The sequence below is a fragment of the Rhodobacteraceae bacterium M385 genome (assembly GCA_025141835.1).
Classification (GTDB): domain Bacteria; phylum Pseudomonadota; class Alphaproteobacteria; order Rhodobacterales; family Rhodobacteraceae; genus Gymnodinialimonas.
In genome coordinates this window covers 3,189,087-3,212,427 of record CP081102.1, presented here as the reverse complement: position 1 = coordinate 3,212,427, position 23,341 = coordinate 3,189,087, and the positions used below count along the sequence as shown (strand labels likewise).

General features: G+C 60.6%; 22 protein-coding genes. 12 read left to right on the top strand and 10 right to left on the bottom strand.

Annotation, left to right across the window (positions count from 1 at the left end):
- The first annotated feature begins 20 nt into the window (after positions 1 to 20).
- From K3728_15730 to ftsH, 8 genes are all read left to right on the top strand, one after another.
- Positions 21 to 1,148, top strand: a complete 1,128-nt coding sequence (locus K3728_15730) for a hypothetical protein (protein UWQ95121.1) — start codon at positions 21 to 23, stop codon at positions 1,146 to 1,148.
- Positions 1,145 to 1,642, top strand: coding sequence for a hypothetical protein (locus K3728_15725; GenBank protein UWQ95120.1), 498 nt, complete (start codon positions 1,145 to 1,147; stop codon positions 1,640 to 1,642). The genes K3728_15730 and K3728_15725 overlap by 4 nt, the downstream gene beginning before the upstream one ends.
- Complete coding sequence (locus K3728_15720) at positions 1,639 to 3,345, top strand: hypothetical protein (protein ID UWQ95119.1); 1,707 nt, start codon at positions 1,639 to 1,641, stop codon at positions 3,343 to 3,345. The genes K3728_15725 and K3728_15720 overlap by 4 nt, the downstream gene beginning before the upstream one ends.
- A 37-nt stretch (positions 3,346 to 3,382) precedes the next feature.
- Entirely contained in the window at positions 3,383 to 4,720 is a 1,338-nt protein-coding gene (gene tolB / locus K3728_15715; protein ID UWQ95118.1) for a Tol-Pal system beta propeller repeat protein TolB, read from the top strand.
- 62 nt (positions 4,721 to 4,782) lie between these two features.
- A complete protein-coding gene (gene pal / locus K3728_15710) occupies positions 4,783 to 5,304 on the top strand; it encodes a peptidoglycan-associated lipoprotein Pal (protein UWQ95117.1) in 522 nt (173 codons plus the stop codon).
- Positions 5,305 to 5,308: 4 nt separating this feature from the next.
- Positions 5,309 to 6,145 (top strand): tol-pal system protein YbgF, encoded by an 837-nt coding sequence (gene ybgF, locus K3728_15705; protein ID UWQ95116.1) that lies wholly within the window; start codon positions 5,309 to 5,311, stop codon positions 6,143 to 6,145.
- Positions 6,146 to 6,177: 32 nt separating this feature from the next.
- Complete coding sequence (tilS, locus tag K3728_15700) at positions 6,178 to 7,386, top strand: tRNA lysidine(34) synthetase TilS (GenBank protein UWQ95115.1); 1,209 nt, start codon at positions 6,178 to 6,180, stop codon at positions 7,384 to 7,386.
- Between the two features lie 77 nt (positions 7,387 to 7,463).
- The gene (gene ftsH, locus K3728_15695) at positions 7,464 to 9,377 is read left to right on the top strand and encodes an ATP-dependent zinc metalloprotease FtsH (protein UWQ95114.1); all 1,914 of its coding nucleotides are present in this window, start codon (positions 7,464 to 7,466) and stop codon (positions 9,375 to 9,377) included.
- A gap of 149 nt (positions 9,378 to 9,526) precedes the next feature.
- On the opposite strand, the gene K3728_15690 is transcribed toward ftsH, so the two are convergent.
- Positions 9,527 to 9,817, bottom strand: a complete 291-nt coding sequence (locus K3728_15690; protein UWQ95113.1) for a hypothetical protein — start codon at positions 9,815 to 9,817, stop codon at positions 9,527 to 9,529.
- A 371-nt stretch (positions 9,818 to 10,188) separates the two neighbouring features.
- Between K3728_15690 and K3728_15685 the strand changes: the two genes are divergently transcribed.
- Genes K3728_15685 through folD form a run of 3 tightly spaced genes read left to right on the top strand, consistent with a single transcriptional unit; the run spans position 10,189 to position 13,218 of the window.
- Positions 10,189 to 11,865, top strand: a complete 1,677-nt coding sequence (locus K3728_15685) for a formate--tetrahydrofolate ligase (GenBank protein ID UWQ95112.1) — start codon at positions 10,189 to 10,191, stop codon at positions 11,863 to 11,865.
- 1 nt (position 11,866) lies between these two features.
- Positions 11,867 to 12,322 carry an OsmC family protein gene (locus K3728_15680; protein ID UWQ95111.1) on the top strand — a complete coding sequence of 152 codons (456 nt, stop codon included), beginning with the start codon at positions 11,867 to 11,869 and terminating at the stop codon, positions 12,320 to 12,322.
- Positions 12,319 to 13,218 (top strand): bifunctional methylenetetrahydrofolate dehydrogenase/methenyltetrahydrofolate cyclohydrolase FolD, encoded by a 900-nt coding sequence (folD, locus tag K3728_15675; GenBank protein UWQ95110.1) that lies wholly within the window; start codon positions 12,319 to 12,321, stop codon positions 13,216 to 13,218. The genes K3728_15680 and folD overlap by 4 nt, the downstream gene beginning before the upstream one ends.
- Before the next feature lie 4 nt (positions 13,219 to 13,222).
- On the opposite strand, the gene K3728_15670 is transcribed toward folD, so the two are convergent.
- Positions 13,223 to 13,639: a PaaI family thioesterase gene (locus K3728_15670; GenBank protein ID UWQ95109.1), complete on the bottom strand. Its 417-nt coding sequence runs from the start codon at positions 13,637 to 13,639 to the stop codon at positions 13,223 to 13,225.
- On the opposite strand from K3728_15670, the gene K3728_15665 reads away from it, so the two are divergent.
- The gene (locus tag K3728_15665; protein ID UWQ95108.1) at positions 13,630 to 14,562 is read left to right on the top strand and encodes a LytTR family transcriptional regulator; all 933 of its coding nucleotides are present in this window, start codon (positions 13,630 to 13,632) and stop codon (positions 14,560 to 14,562) included. The two genes, K3728_15670 and K3728_15665, sit on opposite strands and share 10 nt — an antisense overlap.
- On the opposite strand, the gene pdeM is transcribed toward K3728_15665, so the two are convergent.
- The 8 genes from pdeM to K3728_15625 all read right to left on the bottom strand — a co-directional run bounded on the left by pdeM (position 14,559) and on the right by K3728_15625 (position 23,328).
- Positions 14,559 to 15,221: a ligase-associated DNA damage response endonuclease PdeM gene (pdeM, locus tag K3728_15660; protein UWQ95107.1), complete on the bottom strand. Its 663-nt coding sequence runs from the start codon at positions 15,219 to 15,221 to the stop codon at positions 14,559 to 14,561. The two genes, K3728_15665 and pdeM, sit on opposite strands and share 4 nt — an antisense overlap.
- A 39-nt stretch (positions 15,222 to 15,260) precedes the next feature.
- Positions 15,261 to 17,684, bottom strand: coding sequence for a ligase-associated DNA damage response DEXH box helicase (locus K3728_15655; GenBank protein UWQ95106.1), 2,424 nt, complete (start codon positions 17,682 to 17,684; stop codon positions 15,261 to 15,263).
- 161 nt (positions 17,685 to 17,845) lie between these two features.
- Positions 17,846 to 19,171 (bottom strand): ATPase, encoded by a 1,326-nt coding sequence (locus K3728_15650; GenBank protein UWQ95105.1) that lies wholly within the window; start codon positions 19,169 to 19,171, stop codon positions 17,846 to 17,848.
- A 62-nt stretch (positions 19,172 to 19,233) separates the two neighbouring features.
- On the bottom strand, positions 19,234 to 19,737 hold the full coding sequence (locus K3728_15645; GenBank protein ID UWQ95104.1) for a prepilin peptidase: 504 nt from the start codon (positions 19,735 to 19,737) through the stop codon (positions 19,234 to 19,236).
- Between the two features lie 14 nt (positions 19,738 to 19,751).
- Complete coding sequence (locus K3728_15640; protein ID UWQ95103.1) at positions 19,752 to 20,594, bottom strand: tetratricopeptide repeat protein; 843 nt, start codon at positions 20,592 to 20,594, stop codon at positions 19,752 to 19,754.
- 63 nt (positions 20,595 to 20,657) lie between these two features.
- Complete coding sequence (locus K3728_15635; GenBank protein UWQ95102.1) at positions 20,658 to 21,236, bottom strand: tetratricopeptide repeat protein; 579 nt, start codon at positions 21,234 to 21,236, stop codon at positions 20,658 to 20,660.
- Between the two features lie 74 nt (positions 21,237 to 21,310).
- A complete protein-coding gene (locus K3728_15630) occupies positions 21,311 to 22,285 on the bottom strand; it encodes a type II secretion system F family protein (protein ID UWQ95101.1) in 975 nt (324 codons plus the stop codon).
- A 74-nt stretch (positions 22,286 to 22,359) separates the two neighbouring features.
- On the bottom strand, positions 22,360 to 23,328 hold the full coding sequence (locus K3728_15625) for a type II secretion system F family protein (GenBank protein ID UWQ95100.1): 969 nt from the start codon (positions 23,326 to 23,328) through the stop codon (positions 22,360 to 22,362).
- Between the last annotated feature and the right edge of the window lie 13 nt (positions 23,329 to 23,341).

The following is a 23,341-nucleotide window of genomic DNA, read 5'->3' as shown; positions in this document are numbered from 1 at the left end:
ATGCCTCTGGATTAGCACACTTGGCACTGCTCGCATGGGTGGTGTTCGGTGGCATGCTGCTTGATCGCAGCCCAGAGGCAGAGTTTCAGGTGACAGGCGTGACGCTGATGTCTGTGGCGGATTTCGACGCGCTGACGAACGCCGCCCCAACGCCGTTGGTTGATGTGCAGCCCGCCGCGCTGGAACAGCCGGCAACGCCGGAAGACACCTCGGCCCCTGCCGCAGAAGCGCCGCCACCCGCGCAGGATACTCCCGCCGAGACCCAAGCCCCGCCGCCCGAGCAAACGCCGGTTCCGATAGAGCCTGTTCCGGATACAGCCGTTATCGACGATGTCGCCCCCTTGGCACCGCCACCCGGCGCGCCGGACGCTCAGGTGTCGCCAACGCCGCGTCCCGACAGCGCGCCGCGCGTTGCCCCCGTGGCCGCCCCCTTGCCGGAACCCGATGTGGAAACCGCGCCCGATGTGTTGGAGCAGACCACAGAGCCGGAAGTGGCCGAAGAAGCGCCGGTAGAAGAAACGCCCGACACAGCGCCCGAGGAAGCCACAACCGAGATCGTGACCGAAGCGGAAGAACCCGCCGCGGCGCCCTTGGGGCCGACATCCTCGCGCCGCCCCACAGCCCGTCCGGCCCGTCCCGCACCGGTAGAAGAGCCCGTGGAAGTCGCGGCAGAAGCCCCGGTTGAAACCCCGGCAGAGACACCAGCGGCAACCGAAACACCGTCCGAGGCGGAAGTGGACCCCTTGGCCGCAGCCATTGCCTCGGCCGTGGCTGATGCCGTGGAAACGCCTGATCCGGCCCCTGCGCCCGCCGCGCCCTCTGGCCCGCCTTTGTCGCAAGGGGTGCGTGACGGATTCCGCGTCGCGGTTCAGGCGTGCTGGAACCTTGGAACTGTGTCGACCGATGCTTTGAATACGACCATCGTCGTTGGTTTCGACATGGCTCGTAGCACCGTACCCGACTTCGGCACTTTGGAATTGCTAGAGTATGATGGGCCGTCCGAGGCTGCCGCCCGTGTCATGTACGAAGCCGCGCGCCGGGCGATTCAGCGGTGCGGTGCCAACGGCTTTGACTTGCCACAGGAAAGCTATGAACGCTGGCGGCGCGTCGAACTGGTCTTCAACCCCGAAGGAATGCGCCTGCGATGACCCGATTTGCCCTGATCCTCAGCCTTCTTGCTTCCCTTGGCGCGGCGCCCGTTGCTGCCGATGTGGTGCCACAGATGCGCCCGGATGACCTGGTGGAGCGGAACCGCGCCGCGGCCACTGCTGCGGAAGCTGTGCAGGAACAAGCCGCGCAAACAGAAGTTGAGGCTGCCACCCCTGATCGTGCCGAGATTGCTGCGCAGATTTCCGGCGCGATCCGCAGCTGTTGGAACGTCTCCAACCTGACCGACGAAGCGTTGGCCGTACGCATCAGCGTCGCATTCGAGGCAACGGCGGACGGCCAATTGATCCGCGAATCCATCGAAATGACCAACTACGAAAACGGCACCCAAGACGCCGCTGAAGAAGCCCTCGGCGTGGCCTTCCGGGCAATTATGCGCTGCGCGGAAGCAGGTCTTGATCTGCCACCCGAAACACATCCGATCTGGCAGCGGGTCGAGATGATCTTCGATGCGGCAAGTTTGGTGACGCGATGATCCGATTTGTATTTGTATTCAGTATTCTAGCCGCACCGTTGGCGGCGCAGACGGCCCTGCAAGACCGGCCGGGGCGGTGGATAAGCAACCCCCGATTGGCGGAGCCGTCGGCCACGCCCGCGCCCGTGCTGGAAGCGCCCTCATCCGGTCCGCTTATTACCGCAGGCCCCGCGTCTGGTCCGCTGTTGGGAGCCAACTCGGACTCTGAGCCGACGGTCGTGCTAACGGCCCCGGAAACCTCTATCCTTTTGACGCCGCCGGTTGAGGTCTCGACAGCGGCGCGCCCCGCCGCACCAGATACCCGGCCCACGCCACGCCCCGACCGTGCGGTGGCTGCTGTGGCTGTGGATGAAGAGGTTGAAGTCGCGGCCTTGCCCGTGGACCCCGAGCTTGATGCGGCGGTTGAGGAGGCGTCCATTTTGCCACCGCCCGAGGCGCCGTCCGTCGCCGGCACCGTTGATCCAGCACCAGCGCCGATTGCCGAGGAGCCCCCCCTGCAAATCGCCGCCTTGCCCGAGCGCCGTCCCGCCCCGCGCCCAGAGGCCGAGGCTACGGCCGCCATGGCTGAGGCGCTGGCCGCAGAACTGCAAGCAAGTGCCCGCGCGATCACGACAGCCGCGCCGCGCTCGGTGCCCCAAACCAATGACATCGCCCCGGAAGAGACCTTGGCGCCGGTCCGGATACCGAACGTGCCCGAAGTGGACGTTCCTCAATCGGTCGTTCCCGTGCGCGTGCCGCCCGAAGCAGCCGTCCCAGTTGTGACCTCTCCGGCCGTGACCGTCCCCGTGGTCGTCGCGCGAAACCTGCCCGCGCCTGCGCCGGTTCCTGCGATGCCCGAGAACAGCGCCCTTGTCGCGCCTGCGGCTGTTCCAGTGCTTTCAGCCGCCTCTTTGGTCGCCGGACCGCCGAACCTCGCAACACCGTCGCCAGCTGTTTACGTATCGACCAGCCCCACCAATGCCCGGCCCGTTGTGCAGCCCGTGGCCTTTGTGATGCCGCCCTTGGAGGAAGCCCCGATCCTACCGCGCCTGCATCCGTCCGGGCCTTGGGCGTTGGAGGCAATCGCCGGGCTGGCCTCTCCGCAGGTGTCCCAGCTTTCTGCGGCGCTGCTGCCCGCGGCAAGCCCGCAGCCAGATGTCGAGGCGCGGCTTGGGCGTTCTCCCATGCCATCCCACGATCCGTTCCCTCTGTCGGCCTTGCCCCCCTCGGCGCTGGCGCAAGGCCCGGACGCGATGGAGCGGGCGATCCAGCCGCCGTTTCCCTTTGCCGAAGGGCACGCCGCCGTTGTGTTCGGGGCGGCACCCGTCGTTCCTGTCCGCTTGCCTGTCATGGCCCCTACGGCCCTGCCCGAAAGGGACGCGCCAGTGACGGACCCGGATGCGCCCGTAGCCTTGCCCGCCCCTGACGCCGGGGCGGTCGCGCGGATGATGGACGATGCGATGATTTGCTGGCGCTTGGCTGATCTGCCAACAGAGGCGCAATGGGCCCAGCTTTCGGTCGATGTGGCCTTGGACGAGACCAACATGCCCTCGGCCGCCTCCATCCGGTTAACAGGGTTTGCCCATGTCGTGTCAGGTGCCGCAGAGCAGGCCTATAGGGCCGCCCATGCGGCGCTGATGGGATGTGCTGAGGCCACCGCGCAAGAGCCGGCAACGGCCCCAACAACGCTTGTTTTTGATCGTAGCGGGGTTCGGATTAGATGATCTGCACCCCATCGGAATTCCTTGAAGGAGGTTACACATGTTGAACCGCCGCACGTTTATTCGCGCCACCTCGGCTTTGACCGCATCAACGGCCCTGCCAAGCTTTGCCTTCGCGCAAGCGGGCCCATTGCGGTTGGAGATCACCGAAGGGGTGATTGAACCACTGCCCTTTGCGCTGCCCACCTTTCTGCCCCAGGGAAATGCTGGCGATGTGGCCGCAGACGTCAGCCGAGTGATTGCCGCTGACCTACGCGGCACCGGCCTGTTCCGACAGATCCCGCAGGATGCCTACATCAGCCAGATCACCAACTTCAGCGCCCCTGTGGCCTATCCCGATTGGCAAGCGATCAATGCGCAGGCGCTCATAACCGGTGAGGTCGAGCTTCGCGATGACGGCCAAATTGTCGTGCGGTTCCGCCTGTTTGATATCTTCAGCCAAGCGCCTCTGGGTGAAGGGTTGCAATTCGTTGGCCCCGCCGACAGCTGGCGGCGCATGGCCCATACGGTCGCCGATCAGGTCTATTCGCGGATCACGGGCGAGGGGGGGTACTTCGATACCCGCGTCGCCTTTATTGCAGAGGAGGGGCCAAAAAATGCCCGCCTCAAGCGGTTGGCGATCATGGATTATGATGGCGCGAATGTGCAGTATCTCACGGATTCTCGGGCGCTTGTTCTGGCGCCACGCTTCTCTCCGCAGGGCGATCGTATCCTCTATACCAGCTATGAAAGCGGCTTCCCACAGGTCTACATCATGGACGTCGCCACGGTGCAACGTCGCCCACTAGAGGCGATCCCGGCGGAAACCATGACCTTCTCGCCCCGCTTCAGCCCCTCGGGGCAATCGGTGGTATTCAGCCTCGTGGATGGGTCTAACACCGATATCTATTCGCTTGATCTGGCAACGGGCACACGCACGCGCCTGACACAGGCACCGTCGATTGAAACGGCACCGTCGTTCTCGCCCGATGGCAGCGAGATCACCTTTGAAAGCGACCGCTCGGGCGGGCAGCAGATCTATGTGATGGCCGCTACGGGCGGTGAGCCGCGCCGGATCTCCGCAGGATCGGGCCGCTATGGCACCCCTGTCTGGTCGCCACGCGGCGACTACATCGCCTTCACCAAACAAGAAAACGGACGCTTCCACATTGGGGTCATGCGCACCGATGGCTCGGAAGAGCGGTTGTTGACCTCATCCTTCCTGGATGAGGGCCCGACCTGGGCCCCGAACGGTCGCGTCATCATGTTCACCCGCGAAACGCCGGGCGATGATGGGGCGCCGGCGGTCTATTCGGTCGATATCTCGGGGCGGAACCTGCAACGGGTCGCAACGCCCGGCATGGCATCTGACCCCGCATGGTCGCCGCTGCAAACGTAATTGGCGCGGGCAAGCCGCCCATGCTATATTGAACAAAACAATAGCTCCGAGGATCAGAGCACATGACTTTTTCTTTTCTCAAACCAACCCTTTTGGTTGCAACCCTTGCCCTTGCGGCCTGTTCCCAAGGCGGCCTGAATGGTGACGTAGATGGCACGGGCGCCGGCGCAGGGGCTGGCGCGAATGGCATCGGCACCGGCGGCGTGAATGACCCGACGAGCCCCGCCTACTTCAACTCGGTCGTCGGCGATCGCGTCTTGTTTGCCGTGGACCAATCCACCCTGTCGTCTGAGGCGCAGGGCGTCTTGGCGGGGCAAGCACAGTGGTTGCTGTCAAACCCTGAATTCACCGCCCTTATCGAAGGTCACGCGGATGAACAGGGCACGCGGGAATACAACCTTGCCTTAGGCGCGCGTCGCGCCGCGTCCGTGCGGGAATACCTTGTGAGCCAAGGGGTGCCAGACTCGCGCCTGCGGACGATTTCCTACGGCAAAGAGCGTCCCCTTCAGATTTGCTCGACCGAGGCATGCTACAGCCAGAACCGTCGCGCTGTGACGGTCATCTCCGCTGGTTTGGGGGCCTGATAGCATGCGGCTTGCATTGGCAGTTTGTTGCGCGTTGATCGCCGGGCCGTCGCTGGCCCAGGACAACACGCAGACATTGGCGGATATCCGGCAGGAACTGTCGGTGCTTTACGTCGAAATCCAGCGCCTACGGGGCGAGTTGAACACGACGGGCGGCGCGACGGGTTCTGGGGCCAGCGGCTCTACCTTGGACCGGGTGAACGCGATTGAGGCCGAGGTGACTCGGCTCACGTCCCTGACGGAACGGTTGCAGCTTACCGTCGATAGCGTGGTGCGCGATGGCACGAACCGGATCGGCGATCTGGAGTTCCGCCTGTGCGAATTGGAACCGGGCTGCGACATTGGCTCGCTTGGGGAAACGCCGTCCTTGGGCGGCGTGACACCCACCTCCGGTGGGGGCGGCGCGGCGGCTGTTCAGGCAACGCCGTTGCCTTCCACGCCGCAGCCCTCGGGCTTGGCGGTGGCGGAACAATCGGATTACGACCGGGCAAATGCCGCGTTCGAGGCGGGCGACTACAGCGACGCCGCGACGCTGTTTTTGTCGTTCACCGAGACCTACCCCGGATCGCCGCTATCGGCCGATGCCCATTACTTGCGCGGAGAGGCAGAGGCCAATCAGGGTCGTTGGAACCCCGCCGCGCGAGCGTTTCTTGCGTCGTTCTCTGCCGGGCCCGAGGGCGCACGGGCGCCCACGGCGCTGACCTCTCTCGGGGTGGCCTTGGCACAGATCGGCCAGCCGGAAGAAGCCTGTTTGACGCTCGCGGAAGTTGCCGTACGCTTCCCCGGCACGGCGTCGGTAGCTGAAGCGCAGGCCGAAATGGGGCGGCTGAACTGTCAGTGACCCAAGACCTGCCCCAACACTTTGCCGACCAAATGGGTCGGCTTTTGGGGCCTGACTTTCCAGAGAAAATTGCCCTCGCCGTCAGCGGTGGGGGCGACAGTATGGCGATGCTGACCCTCGCCCATGGATGGGCGCGGGTGTACGGCGTCGCCCTTCATGTGGTGACCGTCGATCACGGTTTGCGGCCGGAAAGCTGCGAGGAGGCCGCGCAAGTGGCCGAGGAGTGCGCCGCGCTCGGACATCCCCACACGACGCTGAACTGGCACTGGGACGGGCAGGGCAACCTGCAAGACGCCGCCCGTCGTGCGCGCCTGCGTCTGATCGGCGACTGGCGTGGGGATATCGCCCATGTCCTTCTGGCCCACACCCAAGATGACCAGGCCGAAACCCTTTTGATGCGCCTTGCCCGTGGCTCAGGGGTAGAGGGGTTGTCGGCCATGGCGAACACCCGTGCCATGGGCGGTTGGCACATCGTGCGTCCGCTTCTGACAACGACGCGGGCCGCCCTGCGCCACTACATCGACGTGTTGAAAGTGCCTTATGTCGATGATCCCTCGAATGAGGATGACACCTATGAGCGGGTGCGCGTGCGCAAGGCGATTGCCGCGCTTGGGCTTGATGTGGCGGGGCTGAGCGACACCGCGCACCGCATGGACCGGGCGCGTTCGGCGCTGTGGGCGCGGGCCGCAGATGTGGCCGCCTCATACGTCACGCAAAGTCGTTTCGGGGACCTGCGGATCGACCGTGATGCTTTCGTGACGGTGGAGCGTGATACCCAACTGCGGCTTCTGGCAGCCGCCCTTCAGTGGGTGTCCCACGCACCTTACCGCCCCCGTGCCTCTGCCTTGGAAGGGCTTTTGGATCGCGCCCTTAGCGGCGGCGGCGGAACGTTGCAGGGGGCCGAAGTGCGCGTTGGCAAGAGCCACCTTCATATTCTACGCGAATTTGCGGCCCTCAAGAACACGTTGGTGACGCAGCCCCTTTGGGACGGACGGTGGGAGGTTGCGGGCCAAGGGATCGAACGCTACAATCTTCGTGCCCTTGGACCCGATGGATGGGCGCAATTGCCCAAAGATGCGGCCCTTCCTGACGGGCTGTCTTTTCATATCGCCCAAACCCTTCCCGCGCTGTTCGACAACGACCGCCTCGCAGGGTTCGCGCCGCTGAATTTCGGGGCAGAACACGTCTTGCGATTGTGTCCAGATGAAGGATCATTCGTCGCATCCTTGCTTTCACGTTGAACTCAGCCGCTTACCCCTTATCTTAGAGAAAACGCGTGGGTCTTTCCCGCGCCTTCCCCCGTTTGAGGAGACGTGCCTTGGGCAACGCGAGAAACATCGCATTTTGGGTCATTCTGTTCCTGCTGATCCTGGCTCTATTTAACCTGTTCTCAGGTGGTCAAAGCCAAGTGAATAGCCGGACCGTGGCCTATTCTGATTTTGTGCAACAGGTTGAAAACGGTAGTGTAATCTCTGCCACACTGGACGGCGAGAACGTGCAGTTCACCACCGGCGAAGGGGCGTTCTCGACCATTGCGCCATCGGACGCGGAAACCACTGCCACGCTGCTGAGCAATGATGTCCGCATCGAAGCGCGGGCGCAGCAGCAGTCGGGTTTCCTGAGCATTTTGTCCCTGTGGCTTCCGGTGCTGGTCCTGATCGGCATCTGGATTTTCTTCATGAACCGGATGCAGGGTGGCGGCAAAGGCGGGGCGATGGGCTTTGGCAAGTCCAAGGCGAAACTGCTGACGGAAAAGCATGGCCGTGTGACGTTTGATGACGTGGCGGGCATTGATGAGGCCAAGGAAGAGCTGGAAGAGATCGTGGAATTCTTGCGCAACCCGCAGAAATTCAGCCGTTTGGGCGGTAAGATCCCCAAAGGCGCGCTTTTGGTGGGCCCTCCGGGTACCGGTAAAACGCTTCTGGCGCGTGCCATCGCGGGCGAAGCTGGCGTGCCGTTCTTCACCATTTCGGGTTCGGACTTCGTGGAAATGTTCGTGGGTGTCGGTGCGAGCCGTGTGCGCGACATGTTTGAGCAAGCGAAAAAGAACGCGCCTTGCATCGTGTTTATCGACGAAATCGACGCCGTGGGCCGGTCCCGTGGGGCCGGATACGGCGGTGGCAATGATGAGCGTGAACAGACGTTGAACCAGCTTCTGGTGGAGATGGATGGTTTTGAGGCCAACGAAGGCATCATCATCGTCGCCGCCACCAACCGCCCCGACGTGTTGGACCCCGCGCTGTTGCGTCCGGGCCGTTTCGACCGTCAGGTGCAAGTACCTAACCCCGACATCAAGGGCCGCGAGCGGATCTTGGGCGTTCACGCCCGCAAGGTGCCCCTTGGCCCCGATGTAGACCTGCGCATCATCGCGCGCGGCACGCCCGGTTTTTCGGGTGCCGATTTGGCAAACTTGGTCAACGAATCCGCGCTGATGGCGGCACGGATCGGGCGGCGCTTCGTGACGATGGAAGATTTCGAAAGCGCCAAGGATAAGGTCATGATGGGCTCTGAGCGGCGCTCCATGGTGATGACCGAGGACGAGAAAAAGCTGACCGCCTACCATGAGGCGGGCCATGCTGTGGTGGGCCTCAATGTGCCCGATCACGACCCGATCCACAAAGCCACGATCATTCCGCGTGGCCGGGCCTTGGGCTTGGTTCTGTCGCTGCCCGAGCGGGATCAGTTGAGCGTATCCTACCGTAAATATACGTCTAAAATCGCCATGGCGATGGGTGGTCGCGTGGCGGAAGAGCTGATTTTCGGCAAGGAAAACATCACCTCCGGCGCGTCTTCGGACATCCAGCAGGTGACGAAGATCGCCCGCGCGATGGTCACGCAATTCGGCTACGCTGAAGAGCTTGGATACGTTGATTACGCCAACGAACAGCAATCGCACTTGGGTGCATATGGCGGCGGCACCAGCCACTCGGCCGCGACCCAGAAGATCATCGACGACAAGGTGAAGGAACTGGTGGAAGAAGGTTATCAAACCGCCAAACGTATCCTGACCGAGCGTAGTGAAGATCTGGAGCGTCTGGCGCAAGGCTTGCTGGAGTATGAAACGCTAACCGGCAACGAGATCACGAAAGTGATCGCCGGAGAGCCGTTGAACCGGGGCGATGATGACGACGAAGCGCCGACGTCCGGTGGCACCCCGTCGGTGACTGCGATCCCGAAGTTGAAGCCAAAGTCCAAGCCTTCCGGCGATATGGAGCCTGAACCGTCCACTTGAACTGGCTCGGTTGCATATAGAGTTAAGAAAAGCCCCGGCCAAAATGGTCGGGGCTTTTTGGTTGGTGCAATGCGCCGAAATCGGGACAAAGCAGGGACAACCGAGCGTAATCCAACACCGGGAAAGTCGGCGTCCTTGTTACGATCGCTTCACCCCATAAATTTCTTGCGGGCTTCTTCCATCTGGCCTTCCATGTCTTTCCAAGCCTTCTGCATCGTGGCCTGCACGTCCTTGGCCGCGTTCATGTTGGCCTTGCCAAGTTCTTCCATTTGCTTCTCAGCAAGCTTGCGCTGATCGTTCAGCGCTTCCATCTGCTTGACCATCTGCGCTTGTCCGGCTTCGCCAGCTTCCTGCATTTTGGCCTGCATTTTGGTCATCTCTACGTGCCAGGCATCCATCTGCGCTTTGGCTTGGGCCATGAATTCTTTTGGATCGGTCATGAACGTATCTCCTGCTAGTTCAAGGGCAGTGTAGCAGGATTTTGGCCCATGTCGCGGTTTAGACGGTGGCGACGATCGCGATTCCTGCGGACATGCCCAAGGCGAGGCCGGCGTAGATCATGAGGCTGATGGTATGAAGTTGCATGGTATTCCCCAGTTGTGTGACTGACCCCAGTTTGGCGCCGCTCTATTAAGATACGGTTACCAACCCGCTTTTGTTCCATGCGCGTGCACATTTTTCCTTTTGGAAACGTGGCGACACGTTGATGACGGGTTGCCCTACGAAAATGTCGGAATTGGCCCTGTCGCCCGCCGCCTCGCTCGTTATAGCCAATCTAAGCACTGTATTTTCGCGCTTGGGAGAGAGCACCATGGGTTACAAATCAGACATAGAAATCGCCCGTGAGGCGACCAAGCGGCCAATCCAAGAGATCGGCGCAAAGATCGGCATCGAAAGCGCCGACCTGCTGCCCTATGGTCACGATAAGGCCAAGGTTAGCCAATCGTTCATCAATTCTGTTCAGGATCGCGACAACGGCCACCTGATTCTGGTGACCGCGATCAATCCAACGCCCGCGGGCGAAGGGAAAACGACGACGACGGTGGGTCTGGGCGACGGCCTGAACCGCATCGGCAAGAACGCGATGGTTTGTATCCGAGAGGCATCCTTGGGTCCAAACTTCGGCATGAAGGGCGGCGCTGCGGGCGGTGGCTACGCGCAGGTTGTGCCAATGGAGGATATGAACCTCCACTTCACCGGGGATTTCCATGCGATCACCTCGGCCCACTCTTTGCTGTCGGCGATGATCGACAACCATATCTATTGGGGCAATGAACTGGAAATCGACGTGCGCCGCGTTGTCTGGCGCCGTGTCGTGGATATGAACGACCGGGCGCTGCGCCAGATCACAGCGTCCTTGGGCGGCGTGGCGAACGGCTTCCCTCGGGAAGCGGGCTTTGACATCACCGTGGCGTCGGAAGTCATGGCGATCCTCTGCCTCGCTAAGGACCTGCAAGACCTGCAAGAGCGGCTCGGCGCGATGATCGTGGCTTACCGCCGGGACCGTTCCCCCGTGTTCGCCCGTGACATCAAGGCAGACGGTGCGATGACGGTGCTGCTGAAAGACGCGATGCAGCCCAACATCGTGCAGACGTTGGAAAACAACCCGGCATTTGTCCATGGTGGCCCCTTTGCTAACATCGCCCACGGCTGTAACTCGGTCATCGCGACCTCTACGGCCCTGAAGCTGTGCGACTATGTGGTGACAGAGGCGGGCTTCGGTGCTGACCTTGGCGCGGAAAAATTCCTCAACATCAAATGCCGCAAAGCGGGCCTTGCGCCTTCCGTTGTGGTCGTGGTCGCCACCGTGCGCGCCATGAAGATGAACGGCGGGATCGCCAAGGCAGACTTGGGCGCCGAAAACGTCGACGCTGTGAAGAACGGCTGCGCCAACCTTGGTCGCCACATCGAGAACGTCAAATCCTTCGGCGTGCCGGTTGTCGTAGCCATTAACCACTTCGTGACCGACACCGAGGCCGAAGTGCAGGCGGTGAAGGACTACGTCGCCTCCCAAGGCGCGGAAGCGGTCCTGTCGCGGCACTGGGAACTGGGCAGCGAGGGCTCTGCCCCGCTGGCGGAAAAGGTCGTGGAAGTGATCGAGAAGGGCGAAGCCAACTTCAACACGCTCTACCCCGACGACATGCCGTTGGCCGACAAAATCCAAGCGGTGTGCAAGAACATCTACCGCGCGGACGAGGCGGTGATGGACAAGAAGATCCTCGACCAGTTGAAGCTGTGGGAGGATCAGGGTTACGGTAACTTGCCGGTATGTATGGCGAAAACGCAGTACTCGTTCACCACCGACCCGAACGAGCGTGGCGCGCCAACGGGCTTCACCATCCCCGTACGGGAAGTGCGCTTATCCGCCGGTGCGGGCTTTATCGTCGCCGTCTGCGGTGAGATCATGACCATGCCGGGCCTGCCGCGTAAACCCTCCGCCGAGGCGATCCACCTCAACGACGCGGGCGACATCGAAGGATTGTTCTAACATGCATGAAGCCCGCGTAACTTGGCAGTCGGACGGTGATTTCGCCGCCAATCGCTACACGCGCGGGCACATGTGGCGCTTTGACGGCGGGGCCAAGGTTCCGGCATCGGCTTCCCCCTCGGTGGTGCCAGAGCCGTATTCTGACCCTGCCGCCGTGGACCCGGAAGAGGCCTATATCGCCTCTATCTCCTCGTGCCACATGCTGTGGTTTCTGGACTTCGCCCGGCAAGCGGGGCTGGAGCCCACCTATTACGAGGACCGCGCCACGGGCGAGCTAAAGCGCCAGGACGGCAAAACCTGGATACCGCGCGTGGATCTGAACATTCGCGTCACATGGGCCAACGCCCCAGACGTCGCGACCCACAAATCCCTTCACGACAAGGCGCATCACGCCTGCTTCATCGCGAATTCTGTCCGGACAGAGATCGTGGTTAACCTATTAGAGGACGCTCCATGACGGCGAAAATTATCGACGGTAAGGCCTTTGCGGCCGATGTGCGGGGGCAGGTTGCAGACCATGTGGCCCGCTTGAAAGCAGATCACGGCATTACGCCCGGACTGGCTGTGGTACTGGTTGGGGAAGACCCCGCGAGCGAGGTTTACGTCAGCCACAAACACAAAGCGACGGTCGAGGTTGGGATGCAGTCGTTCGAGCACAAACTGCCCGCCGACACGTCCGAAGAAGACCTTTTTGCCTTAATCGACAAGCTCAACGCTGACCCGAGCGTCCACGGCATCCTGTGTCAGTTCCCCGTCCCCGATCATCTGGACGAACGCCGCACCGTGGCGCGCATTGATCCGGCAAAGGATGTCGATGGCCTAAGCGTGACCAACGCGGGCCTTTTGTCGAGCGGGGGCGAAGCGCTTGTCAGCTGCACGCCCTTGGGTTGCCTGATGCTATTGCGCGCCGAATTTGACAGCCTGTCGGGCAAAGACGCGGTGGTTATCGGCCGCTCCAACCTGTTTGGCAAACCGATGGCGCAACTGCTGCTTGGCGACAATTGCACCGTCACGATCGCCCATTCGCGCACCAAGGATCTGGCCGAGGTTTGTCGCCGTGCCGATATCCTCGTGGCCGCCGTGGGGAGGGCCGAGATGGTCCGCGGCGATTGGGTCAAACCCGGGGCGACAGTGATCGACGTGGGCATCAGCCGTGTGCCGCATCCTGAAAAGCCCGGCAAAACCAAGCTGATCGGGGACGTGAACTTTGCCGAAGCAGCCGAGGTTGCGGGTGCCATCACCCCGGTTCCGGGCGGCGTCGGCCCGATGACCATCGCGTGCCTGTTGGCGAACACCGTTACCGCCTGCTGCCGTGCCCATGGGCTGGATGAGCCCAAAGGCCTGACGGCATAGCCCGCTACACGGAGATCATTGTCCCCTGTAGCAACGCCACATCGCGGAGGCTGCCATCGTCGGCCTCCGCCTGCACCGTGCAGCGGGTAATCACCAACCTGCGGCCGGCCTTTACAACCTCTCCTATGGCGATCAGGCGACGCCCCGCTGCGGGCGCGATCAGGTTGATTTTCATCTCGACCGTCATCACCTCTGCCCCCTCATCCATGACGCTCAACGCCGCATAGCCCGACGCGCTGTCACCGATGGCAAAGGTTGCCCCCGCGTGGGCGACACCATGCTGTTGCGAGACCCCTTCCGTTATCGGCAATTTCAGAATTGCCCGACCTTTTTCCAAATGGTCAAATTTACAGCCCAGAGTTGTCATTAACCCTTGGCGCGCAAAGCTATCTTCTATTTCACGAATTTTATTTGGGTTCATTTTCTGGAAACACGCTGTCTATTTTAGAAGGGTTGATCGGCATCGACTTGCACGAGTATGTTCATTGGAATTTTAACTGCCAAGAGCCAATAATTAAGATGAATTCAATTGGATCGGGCGCCCCGAAACACACTCAGCGGGACTGGATCATCCGCGTTGGTGTGGCTTCTCTGGCAAGCGTATTATGTGCACTTATCGGACCATTCGGGACTTACGCGGATTTTTCATTTTCCGAACGTTTGGTCTATTGGGGCGGGTTGATTATGGGGCTTTTGATACCCGTTTTCTTTATCCGCATCCTCGTTTATCGCCATATTTCCGGGCCGCCGTGGCGCGCTGATATATCGGCGGTAGCCTGCATGTCGGTTACCTTGGGGCCAATAGTGTGGCTCTTTAATATCTATGTGATGGGCTTTCGAATTGCCGAGCCAATTATGCTTTTCCAACACATCGCCATGATGGCGATGATTTGTTCCGTGCCGGTCTGCATCCGCGCCTACCTACGGTGGAGCGTGCGCCGCATTCAGTCCGAACAAGTGGCAGAAGTCGTTTCCGTGCCAAAGCTTACTGTCGTCCAAGCAGCGTTTTTGCGCCGGATTGATCCGAACATGCGCGGAGAAGTGTGGCGTGTATCGGCTGATGACCATCAGGTGCGGGTCTGGACTGAACTTGGCGAAACAAAGGTTCGCATACGGTTCAGTGATGCTCTGAAAGAACTGACAGAATTTGAAGGTGCGCGCATTCACCGGTCTCATTGGGTCGCGTTCAATCGCATCGAGAGTGTGGAGCAAGATGGGCGGCGCTACGTGGCGCGGCTTGTTGGCGGATCGCAGTTGCCCGTGAGCCAGAAGGGCCTAGAAACATTGCAAAAAGTGGGTGTGGCCAACCTCTCAGACCCAGATCGGGCACAGCATACTGCCTAGCGTAGCAAGGGCAGTGCCCTTGGGGTTGGGCCGGTCAGGATGGTTTGCGCCTCTGGGCCGACCAACGACATTAGCGGCGCTTCATGGCAGAACAGCCCGCCGGTGTAGGTGCCGTAAGCAGGCAGAATTATACGTGTGTCATCCACCAGAAAACACCGTCGCGTAATCGTGCGCCCTTTCAACCGAAGCCGGGTCTTTGGGTGGTAATGGCCCGAAACTTCGCCGGATTTCGTGGGTTGTGCAATATGCCGGAAGGTCAGCGGGCCAAGGCTAAGCTCGGCCAGATGTTCCCCCGTCAATTCAACCGGTCCGGGGTCGTGATTTCCCTCGATCCACACCCATCGCCGCCCCGCCAAAACAGGGGCAAGCCGTTCTGCCACAACGCTTTTCGCGGCCTTCGCGGCGGTCAGGTCATCAAAGCTGTCGCCGAGGCAGATTACGATCTTGGCGGAGGTGAAGGCGATGTCTTCCAGCAATCGGTCAAGCGTCTCGATCACCTCATAGGGGGGTAAGATGGGCCCGCCGCGCCGCGCAGTCCGCTCCGCCTTACCCAGATGCAGATCGCTCACGATCAGCGTGCTCTCAGAAGGCCAATACAGCGCGCCAGAGGGCAATGCGCAAAGCTCGGTGCCGCGAAAAGTGAAGGGGAGCGTGTTCATGCTTCGTTCATATCTTTGTGGCGTGTGACAACGCAAGCGTCAACGGTTTGATCCAAACTCCAAGCCTGCCGTTTGCATTAACCTTTCGGTTTCCTCTTCCAGTAGCCGCTCGTTCGCGGCGCCACTCACGGACACGCGCCCCATTTCCAGCATCATCGGCGCGGCAAGTGGGCTGACACGGTCCAACCGACAATGATCGACCCGGCCCGCAACCCGCTCCAACATCTCTTCAATCCGCGAGAAGTCCACAAGGCCGCGCATGGCCTCGGTCCGGGTGATGTGCAGCATAATATGATCGGGGTCATACTTGCGCAGCGTGTCGTACAGAATGTCGGTGGAAAACGCCGCCTGCCGCCCGGTTTTCCGCTTCCCGCCCGGGGCCATGCGATCCACAAGGCCTGCAATCACGGCGCTCCCCTTAAACGTTTTCTTCATGACAGAGGTATCCGCCAGCCAGTTCTCCATCGACGAAATCAGGGTGTCCCGGCTAAAAAGAGGTTTAGGATCAACCACTTCATCAAGTCCCCAAATCATCGTCGCGTAGTCGGTGGAGACGAAGCCCAAGGGATGCAGCCCAAGGGTTTCCATCCGGTGCGTCAGCAAAAGCCCCAACGTCTGTTGCGCGTTCTTGCCGGCAAATCCGTACGCCACAAGATAGGCGCGGTCTTCATGAGCGAAGGTTTCAACAAGCAATCGGTCCTTCTCAGGTAGCTGAGAGGCTTGGCGCTGCAAATGCAGCCAGTCGCGGGTATGGCCGGGAAGCTCGGGCCAATCGTCTTGCCGAAACATGGTTAAGATGCGGTCGCTCAGCTGAGTAGAGGTCGCGAACTTAGTGCCTGAGAAGGTCGCAATCCGGGGCTTTGTCTGGCCGCTTCGCGACACTTCGACCGTCATCTCCCGCAGGCCCTCAAACCGAACGATTTTACCGCCGATCAAGAAGGTGTCCCCCTGTCGCAGGGTCGAGGCAAAGTACTCCTCCACTTCCCCTAAGGGCTTGCCACCCCTCGCCTTTTTCATCCTCACTGGCATCTTCTCGGAATCAATGATCGTCCCGATATTCATCCTGATCCGCGTGGTCGCCCTTGGGTCGCGCAGCCGATATTCGCCGTGCTTTTGCACCAGACGTTGCCACTGATCGTAAGCCCGCAAAGCGTAGCCGCCCGTCGCCGCAAAATCGAGACAGCGGTCAAACGTGGCACGTGGAAGGTCACTGTAGGCACCGGCGGTGGTGACCTCCGCATACAGTGCATCGGCGGTGAAAGGTCCGGCACAGGCGCGGATCAGGATATGCTGGCACAACACATCGAGGGGGCCAGTATGGTCCGTATCGCCGTCCAGCGTGCGCTCCCGGACCGCCTGCAACGCGGCGACACATTCGATGACCTCGAACCGATTTGCTGGCACAATCAACGCCTTAGACGGCGCATTATAGCGATGATTGGCGCGCCCAATGCGTTGCACAAGCCGTTTGACGTTCTTCGGCGCCCCCACTTGGATAACCAAATCCACATCGCCCCAATCAATCCCCAGATCGAGGCTCCCGGTGCAAACAATCGCCCGCAACTGCCCCGCAACCATCGCGGCCTCCACCCTCTCTCTCTGTTCTCGCGACAACGCCCCGTGGTGGATGCCGATGGGAATCTGCTCGTCATTGGCCAGCCAGAGATTGTGGAAAAATATCTCAGCCTGTGCGCGTGTATTGTGGAAAATGAGCGTGGTTTTATGGGCCTTTACCTGCTCCAGAACGGCTTCCATCGCGTATTTCCCCCCACCTCCGGACCACGGTGGTGGCACATCGGTGGACAGCATGGCGATGTCAGGATCGGGGCCCGGATCAGCCTGCAAGATTGCGCAGGGGTCCGGGTGCTTGGCCAAAATCCGCGCCACCGCTTGCGGGTCTTCTACCGTCGCCGACAGACCAACACGCCGCAAGCCAGGCGCAAGAACGCTTAACCTCGACAGCGCCAGCATCAGCTGATCGCCGCGCTTGCTCTCGCTAAGGGCGTGAATTTCATCAATAATTACGCGCTTCAGCCCCCTAAACGTGCGCCCCGCATCTTCGTAAGAGGTCAACAACGCAAGGGATTCTGGCGTGGTCAAAAGGATATGCGGTGGATCGGCCCTCTGCCTCCGCTTGCGGCTGGCAGGCGTATCGCCGGTGCGATCTTCGATCCTAATCGGAAGATCCATTTCCGCCACCGGACCCGACAGGTTTCGCTTGATATCGGCGGCTAACGCCTTGAGAGGACTGACATAAAGCGTGTGCAACCCTTCATGTGTGCCCTCCGCCAACTCTGCCAACGTCGGCAAAAATCCCGCCATTGTCTTGCCCCCGCCCGTGGGGGCAATCAGCAATTGGCAGGGCTCTCCCGCCAACTCCAGCATGTCGCGCTGATGGGGGTGGATCGTCCACCCACGGGCGCTGAACCAATCTTCAATCTGGGGGGGCAGGGGCGCTGTCATTCACCATAGATAGGGCGCGAGGCACGCCGCGTCATCTGCCAATGGGGTATATCAATAGTATATCAATCGGCGCCCACACGCACACCGCTCCTGCTTCATCTTGGCAAATACAACTCATCCCGCACTCAGCCAAGCCGAGCCGCCGGGTGCTGCTTCGCGCCCTAATGAACGATCTTCTCTTCGCGCACGTATAGGTTCTCCCACGCGCGGTCGATGTATTCGGGGGTCATGTGATACGGCTCCCCCTCAAAATCGCAAATCGCCCGGATCTGGTCGCACAAAAACACCGGATGGTAGTTCGCGTAGACGTTGTCGATCGTGGGGTAACGTACCTTCAGCATGTGGATCAGCGATTTCTCATCCAGCGGGATGCCCTTCTTCTTCGCAACCATGGCGAAAATTTTCAGGAATTGCTCTTGGTTCGGCCCGTCAATTTTCACCTTGAAGAAGATCCGACGCAGGGCGGCCTGGTCGAAAATCTCATTGGGATGGAAGTTGGTTGAGAACACCACCAGCGTATCGAAGGGCACTTCGAACTTCTCGCCCGATTGAAGCGCAAGGATGTCGTAGTTGACCTCCATCGGAACAATCCAGCGGTTGATCAGGGTCTGCGGCGGTTCTGCCTGTCGGCCAAGGTCGTCCACGATAAAAACGCCACCGGTTGATTTCAGCTGCAAGCTGGCCTGATAGGTCCGCGATACGGCGTTGTAGTTCAGGTCGAGCATCGAAAGGCTCAATTCGCCCCCGGTCATCACCGTGGGGCGCGTACACAGAATGTAGCGCGTATCGAAGCGGGACGCGTTCTTGCGAAGGGGGCTTTGTCCCTCGGCGTCGGCTGTCTCTACTACGGGGGTGTGCACAATCGGGTCAAACAGGGTAATCACCTGTCCCGCATAGCTTAGCGCGTGGGGGACATAGATGTTGTCGCCCATCGCCGCGCGAATACCTTCCGCGATGGAGGATTTACCGTTACCGGGCGGGCCATACATCAGCACCGAGCGGCCCGAGCCCACGGCGGGCCCAAGCTGGTCAATCAGCCCGTCGGGCAAGATCAAATGCCCCATCGAAGCCTCTAGCATCGGGCGGGTCAGCTTCACGTCGCGGATCGACTGGCGCTTCACCTGAATCTTGTAGTCTTCTAAGGGCACCGGCATCGCGCCGTAGTATTCAGACTGCGAAAGCGCATCCAATGCGCGGGCCTTGCCGCCGTCGGTTAGCTGAAACCCCATTTCGTTGGACGAGGTCGCGTGCAACGTCCCGGTCGCCTGCAAGAAGCCCATGTCACGCAGCATATCAATGAGTTGCGTGGTCAGCGGGATCGGCAAGCACACCGCCTTCGCGATCTCGGACGTCTGTTCCACGTTCTTGCGGAAAATCGTCTTCAACAAGATATCGCGCATCATCACGATGGTCAGCCCGGTGTCCTCCAACTTGCGGAGGGCAGGGGGGGCGAAGCCGGGATCGGCGGCGTTCGTTTGCATATTCATCGGCGTCGGCCTTCGTGCAAAACAGGGATAGGTCCGCGCCCCGTGTCAGGGCGCGGCAATTGTCAGATGCCAGAGGCAAAGCCCATGGCGAGGTAAACGATCAGCGCCCCTGCAAGGGCGACGCCCATGGGGAACAATTTGCCCTGTTCCCAGCTGGACCAATGGGACGTGGCGCGGCGCACTGCGGGAACACGACCGGCCGAGCGGTGCGTGATCCACGACCCGACCAGCACAAGGCTAAACAGAGCCAGGAAAAACAGATAGTCCCCCGGCGCGATAAACGGCGCCATGGCGGCGGCAAATTTACTGTCGCCCGCGCCCACCAGCCCGAGGGAGGTGATGACAAAGCCCGCCACCAAGACGATCCCAAGGGCGGCCAAACGCCAAAGGTATGCATCCATCGGCAAGATGATCAGGCCGACCACAAGGAACACAGCGGTCAGGGCCAGCACGGCCACATTAGGGATGCGCATTTGGCGCAGGTCCGACAGGGCCACCCAGATGCAGATCGGGAAGGCGAGGGGAAGGAACCACATCGCCTCTTGGCTGGTAAGCATGAGCGTCATAGCGACCTCCGAATTCAAGCGTTAAGCGCGCGGAGCGCTTCAACGGCAGCTTCAAAATGCTGCGGGTGGGTATCAATAGCCTCGTTCAGCAGGCCCCGGCCTTCGTCCACATCACCGCGGCGAATGGCGGACAAGGCGGCGGTGTGCAGCAATTGCGCCCGTTCAATCTGGGTCATGTTGATCAGCGGAAGGGCGTAGTTGCCCTGCGCCGCGCGGGCGAGCACGAGGTTGTTTTTGGCGGTAAAGAGCTCGGGATCATAAGAGATGGCGCGTACGAAAAGTTCTTCAGCGCCCGCGTAATCGCCCCGTGTCAGGTGCGAGTAGCCCCAGTTGTTATAGACATTCGCAGGCCGCGTCGTCAGGCCAGCCGCCGTTTCATAGAAGCTGTCGGCACGGTCCCAATCTTCTTCGCTGTCCGCGATCATCGCTTCGAGACGGTAGCGTTCGTAGGTTTCAAACGTGGGCGGCGTCGCATCAAGTTGCGCCTGCGCCCCGTCCCAATCGCCGGTGCGGATCAAAGCATCGGCATAATCCACGCGGTCCTGGTCCATGGCGCCATCATGGCTGATGACCGTTTGCCAAACCGTTAACGCCTCGGCCGCTCGTCCGGCGCGCACAAGGCTGGTGGCCAGACCACGCTGCAAATCAATGCGGTCGGGGTCTTCATTCACGGCCCGACGGAAATAATCGACTGCCTCATTGGGCGATGCCGCGCTGAGCATAATGTCAGCGAGGTTGGTTTCATCAATGACGTTAAGAGGGTCGAGCGCGCGCTCAACATCGGCATCGGTGGTGTTACACGCAGCGACGGCCGCGACGGCGATAGCCGCCGGAATTAACCGGAGGGTTCGGATCATGCTCTGCCTCATTCAATGGACGCAGGTCTAGTGCCGCGCCTTCATTTTATTTAACCGATGCCCTTACAGCGAAGATTGCAGGGTATACCGCCCGCCGCCCCGCCGGATCAGACCCGGTCGATTATGCTCGTTCTCTTCAATGTATACCTGATTTTCCATTCGCGCGATAGCGAGGCGTAAGTTGTCGCGGATCGTTTCCGAACTGCCACTATCGAGCGCGAAGGCTTGCTCTAAAATGCGCCGCGCCTCCCCATATTCGCCCTGTTCGATAAGGACTGCCCCCAAGTTGTTGAGTGCAGGCACAAAATCTTGTTGTCGCTGAAGCGCGGCGCGGAACTGTTCTTCAGCCTGCCCAAAACGACCCAAAGCAAGGTTCGCGGCGCCAATAGCGGTGATGATATCGACGCTTAATCCATCCTCAACGCCGGCCCGGTAATAAGACCGCAAGGCCAGCTCGTATTCGCCCGCTTCCATCAAGCGGTCCCCCGCGATCAGGCTATCAAGGCTGTCATCAATCCGTCCAACACTGGGGGGCGCATAGATTTCATCATCCCCCGCATCCAGCCGAGGGGTGAAATTGCACGCGGCAAGCGTGATCGTCAGAAAGAATAGGGGCACGTGCTTAAGCACATTCTGCCTCATCTGTAAAAACTGCTCAGGCGCCACCATAGGGATGGTGACGCCTGTTGGCTAAAGGTTTTTACGCGGGCCTGCCCTTAGCGGCTAAGGTCCGTGGCAATGCCGTAGATCGACGGGCCGATCAGGATCACCAGTAGCGGCGGCACACAGAACATCATGGTGAACAGCGTCAGCTTGGTGGGCAGTTTGTTGGCCTTTTCCTCGGCCCGCATCACGCGCTTGTCGCGCATCTCGTCGGCGTAGACTTTCAGCGCCTCGGCCACGGATGTACCGAAGGTGGCGGATTGGATCAGCGTGGTGATGAAGGAGTTCACGTCCTGAATGCCCACCCGTTCACCCATATCGCGGAGCACCTTGGTTTTGTCCTTACCGGCTTTCATCTCGTAGGAAACGATCTCATATTCCTCGGCCAGGGCGGGGTAGGAGGGTTTGATTTCACGGGCCACTTTGATGATCGCCTGATCGAGCGATTGTCCGGCCTCCACGCAGACCAGCATCAGGTCAAGCGCGTCGGGAAAGCCCGCGTTAATCTGTTCCTCGCGGGTCTGCATCCGCTTGGTGATCCAATACTTCGGGGCGTAGTAGCCCACGAGACCGGGGATCAACACGATCAGAACCGAGTTCTGGGCCGAGCCGCCGCCACCGGACACCATCACGTAAAGCGTGCCCAGAAGCAGGCCGCCGATGCCAAGGGCTAGCTTGGCGAAGTTGAACATCTGGATCGACGATTTGGACCGATAGCCCGCCCGGATCATCATCAGCTGCGTTGCAGAAAGTTCTTCTTCGTCCGTGGGTTCCAGATATTGGGCGAAGCGGTCCAGCTTCTCGTTCTTACCGCCAATCCGCAGGCCGTTCTTCTTGTCGGTCGTCACATCACCGCGCGATTCACGCAGCTTTTTGTAGGGATCCTTTTGCTTCTTCATCAGCGTCGGCAATGCGACGAGGCACAGAAGAAGACCCAGGCCACCGACGGCGATCAGGGGACCCAGTTCACCAAATTGTTCAACCAAGAGGCCATTGGCTTTGTCGAAAAGGCTACGGAGGAATTCCATCGGACTGCTCTTTCAGGTTGGGGCGGCTGCCTTGTGAAGGCGTGACGTGCGTCGCTTCGCCCGCTGCGGGAATTTCAGACTTTGATGTTCACCAGCATGCGCATGATGGCCATGTTCAGGCCAAGGGCCACGGCCACGCCTGCACAGGCGGGAATGAAGATGGGGGTGCCGATCACCTCGGCGTAGTAATCGGGTTGCATCACGTTGATGCCGATCAGCGCCAAAATCGGGAAAACCGACAGGAAGTTGCCGGACCATTTGGCCTCGGCCGTGATGGCTTTCACCTTGCGGAACAGCTTGAACCGGGCCCGGATCACGTTGGCGAGGCCCTGAAGGATCTCGGCCAGGTTACCACCAGAGGTTTGCTGGATACCCACAGCCACGGCGAGGAAGCGCAAATCCTGGATGCCAAGGCGGTCGGCCATGGCGCGGATGCTTTCGGCGACATCGCGGCCATAGGCGGCTTCATCGGCGATAATGCCCAACTCGGACGCGATGGGGTCAGACATTTCACGCGCCACGGTGTTGATCGAGGATACGAAAGGGTGACCCACACGCAGGGAGCGGACCATCAGTTCCACCGCGTCGGGAAGCTGTTCCTCCAGCAAGGCGATGCGTTTCTTCGCGGTCGAGTTGACCCAGAAGAACACGCCGCCCACGCCCATACCCACAGAGCACAGGGCGCTGATTGGCAGGGAAGCGGTGGTGAGGATTTGCAGCAAAAGAAACGCGGCAACGGTGGCGCCCAACATCACCAGCATCAACTGGTTTGGGGTAAAGGCGATGTTCCCCTTCTGCGCCTTATCGGCGATCAGCGTGTAGAACGGCAGAGAAATGCCGCCCTTGTGCTGGTTCATCTCCTTGCGAAGCTTTTCAAGCACATCTTCGCGGGAATCGCCCTTCTCGAGCATGGTCAAGCGGCGGTTCACACGGGCATTCAAGCTGATCGCCTTGCCGAAGATGGCAAGATAGACGCCGTTCACCAGCATGATCACACCGACGAAAATGCCGATATAGATGAGAGGTTCGATAGACAGTTCCATCGTGGATCGTCCT

Excerpts from the sequence above, each read along its gene's own strand:
- K3728_15725 (UWQ95120.1), top strand. The coding sequence starts at position 1,145 with ATGACCCGATTTGCCCTGATCCTCAGCCTTCTTGCTTCCCTTGGCGCG.
- K3728_15720 (UWQ95119.1), top strand. The coding sequence starts at position 1,639 with ATGATCCGATTTGTATTTGTATTCAGTATTCTAGCCGCACCGTTGGCG.
- tolB (UWQ95118.1), top strand. The coding sequence starts at position 3,383 with ATGTTGAACCGCCGCACGTTTATTCGCGCCACCTCGGCTTTGACCGCA.
- pal (UWQ95117.1), top strand. The coding sequence starts at position 4,783 with ATGACTTTTTCTTTTCTCAAACCAACCCTTTTGGTTGCAACCCTTGCC.
- ybgF (UWQ95116.1), top strand. The coding sequence starts at position 5,309 with ATGCGGCTTGCATTGGCAGTTTGTTGCGCGTTGATCGCCGGGCCGTCG.
- tilS (UWQ95115.1), top strand. The coding sequence starts at position 6,178 with ATGGGTCGGCTTTTGGGGCCTGACTTTCCAGAGAAAATTGCCCTCGCC.
- K3728_15690 (UWQ95113.1), bottom strand. The coding sequence starts at position 9,817 with ATGACCGATCCAAAAGAATTCATGGCCCAAGCCAAAGCGCAGATGGAT.
- K3728_15685 (UWQ95112.1), top strand. The coding sequence starts at position 10,189 with ATGGGTTACAAATCAGACATAGAAATCGCCCGTGAGGCGACCAAGCGG.
- K3728_15680 (UWQ95111.1), top strand. The coding sequence starts at position 11,867 with ATGCATGAAGCCCGCGTAACTTGGCAGTCGGACGGTGATTTCGCCGCC.
- folD (UWQ95110.1), top strand. The coding sequence starts at position 12,319 with ATGACGGCGAAAATTATCGACGGTAAGGCCTTTGCGGCCGATGTGCGG.
- K3728_15670 (UWQ95109.1), bottom strand. The coding sequence starts at position 13,639 with ATGAACCCAAATAAAATTCGTGAAATAGAAGATAGCTTTGCGCGCCAA.
- pdeM (UWQ95107.1), bottom strand. The coding sequence starts at position 15,221 with ATGAACACGCTCCCCTTCACTTTTCGCGGCACCGAGCTTTGCGCATTG.
- K3728_15655 (UWQ95106.1), bottom strand. The coding sequence starts at position 17,684 with ATGACAGCGCCCCTGCCCCCCCAGATTGAAGATTGGTTCAGCGCCCGT.
- K3728_15650 (UWQ95105.1), bottom strand. The coding sequence starts at position 19,171 with ATGAATATGCAAACGAACGCCGCCGATCCCGGCTTCGCCCCCCCTGCC.
- K3728_15645 (UWQ95104.1), bottom strand. The coding sequence starts at position 19,737 with ATGACGCTCATGCTTACCAGCCAAGAGGCGATGTGGTTCCTTCCCCTC.
- K3728_15640 (UWQ95103.1), bottom strand. The coding sequence starts at position 20,594 with ATGATCCGAACCCTCCGGTTAATTCCGGCGGCTATCGCCGTCGCGGCC.
- K3728_15635 (UWQ95102.1), bottom strand. The coding sequence starts at position 21,236 with ATGAGGCAGAATGTGCTTAAGCACGTGCCCCTATTCTTTCTGACGATC.
- K3728_15630 (UWQ95101.1), bottom strand. The coding sequence starts at position 22,285 with ATGGAATTCCTCCGTAGCCTTTTCGACAAAGCCAATGGCCTCTTGGTT.
- K3728_15625 (UWQ95100.1), bottom strand. The coding sequence starts at position 23,328 with ATGGAACTGTCTATCGAACCTCTCATCTATATCGGCATTTTCGTCGGT.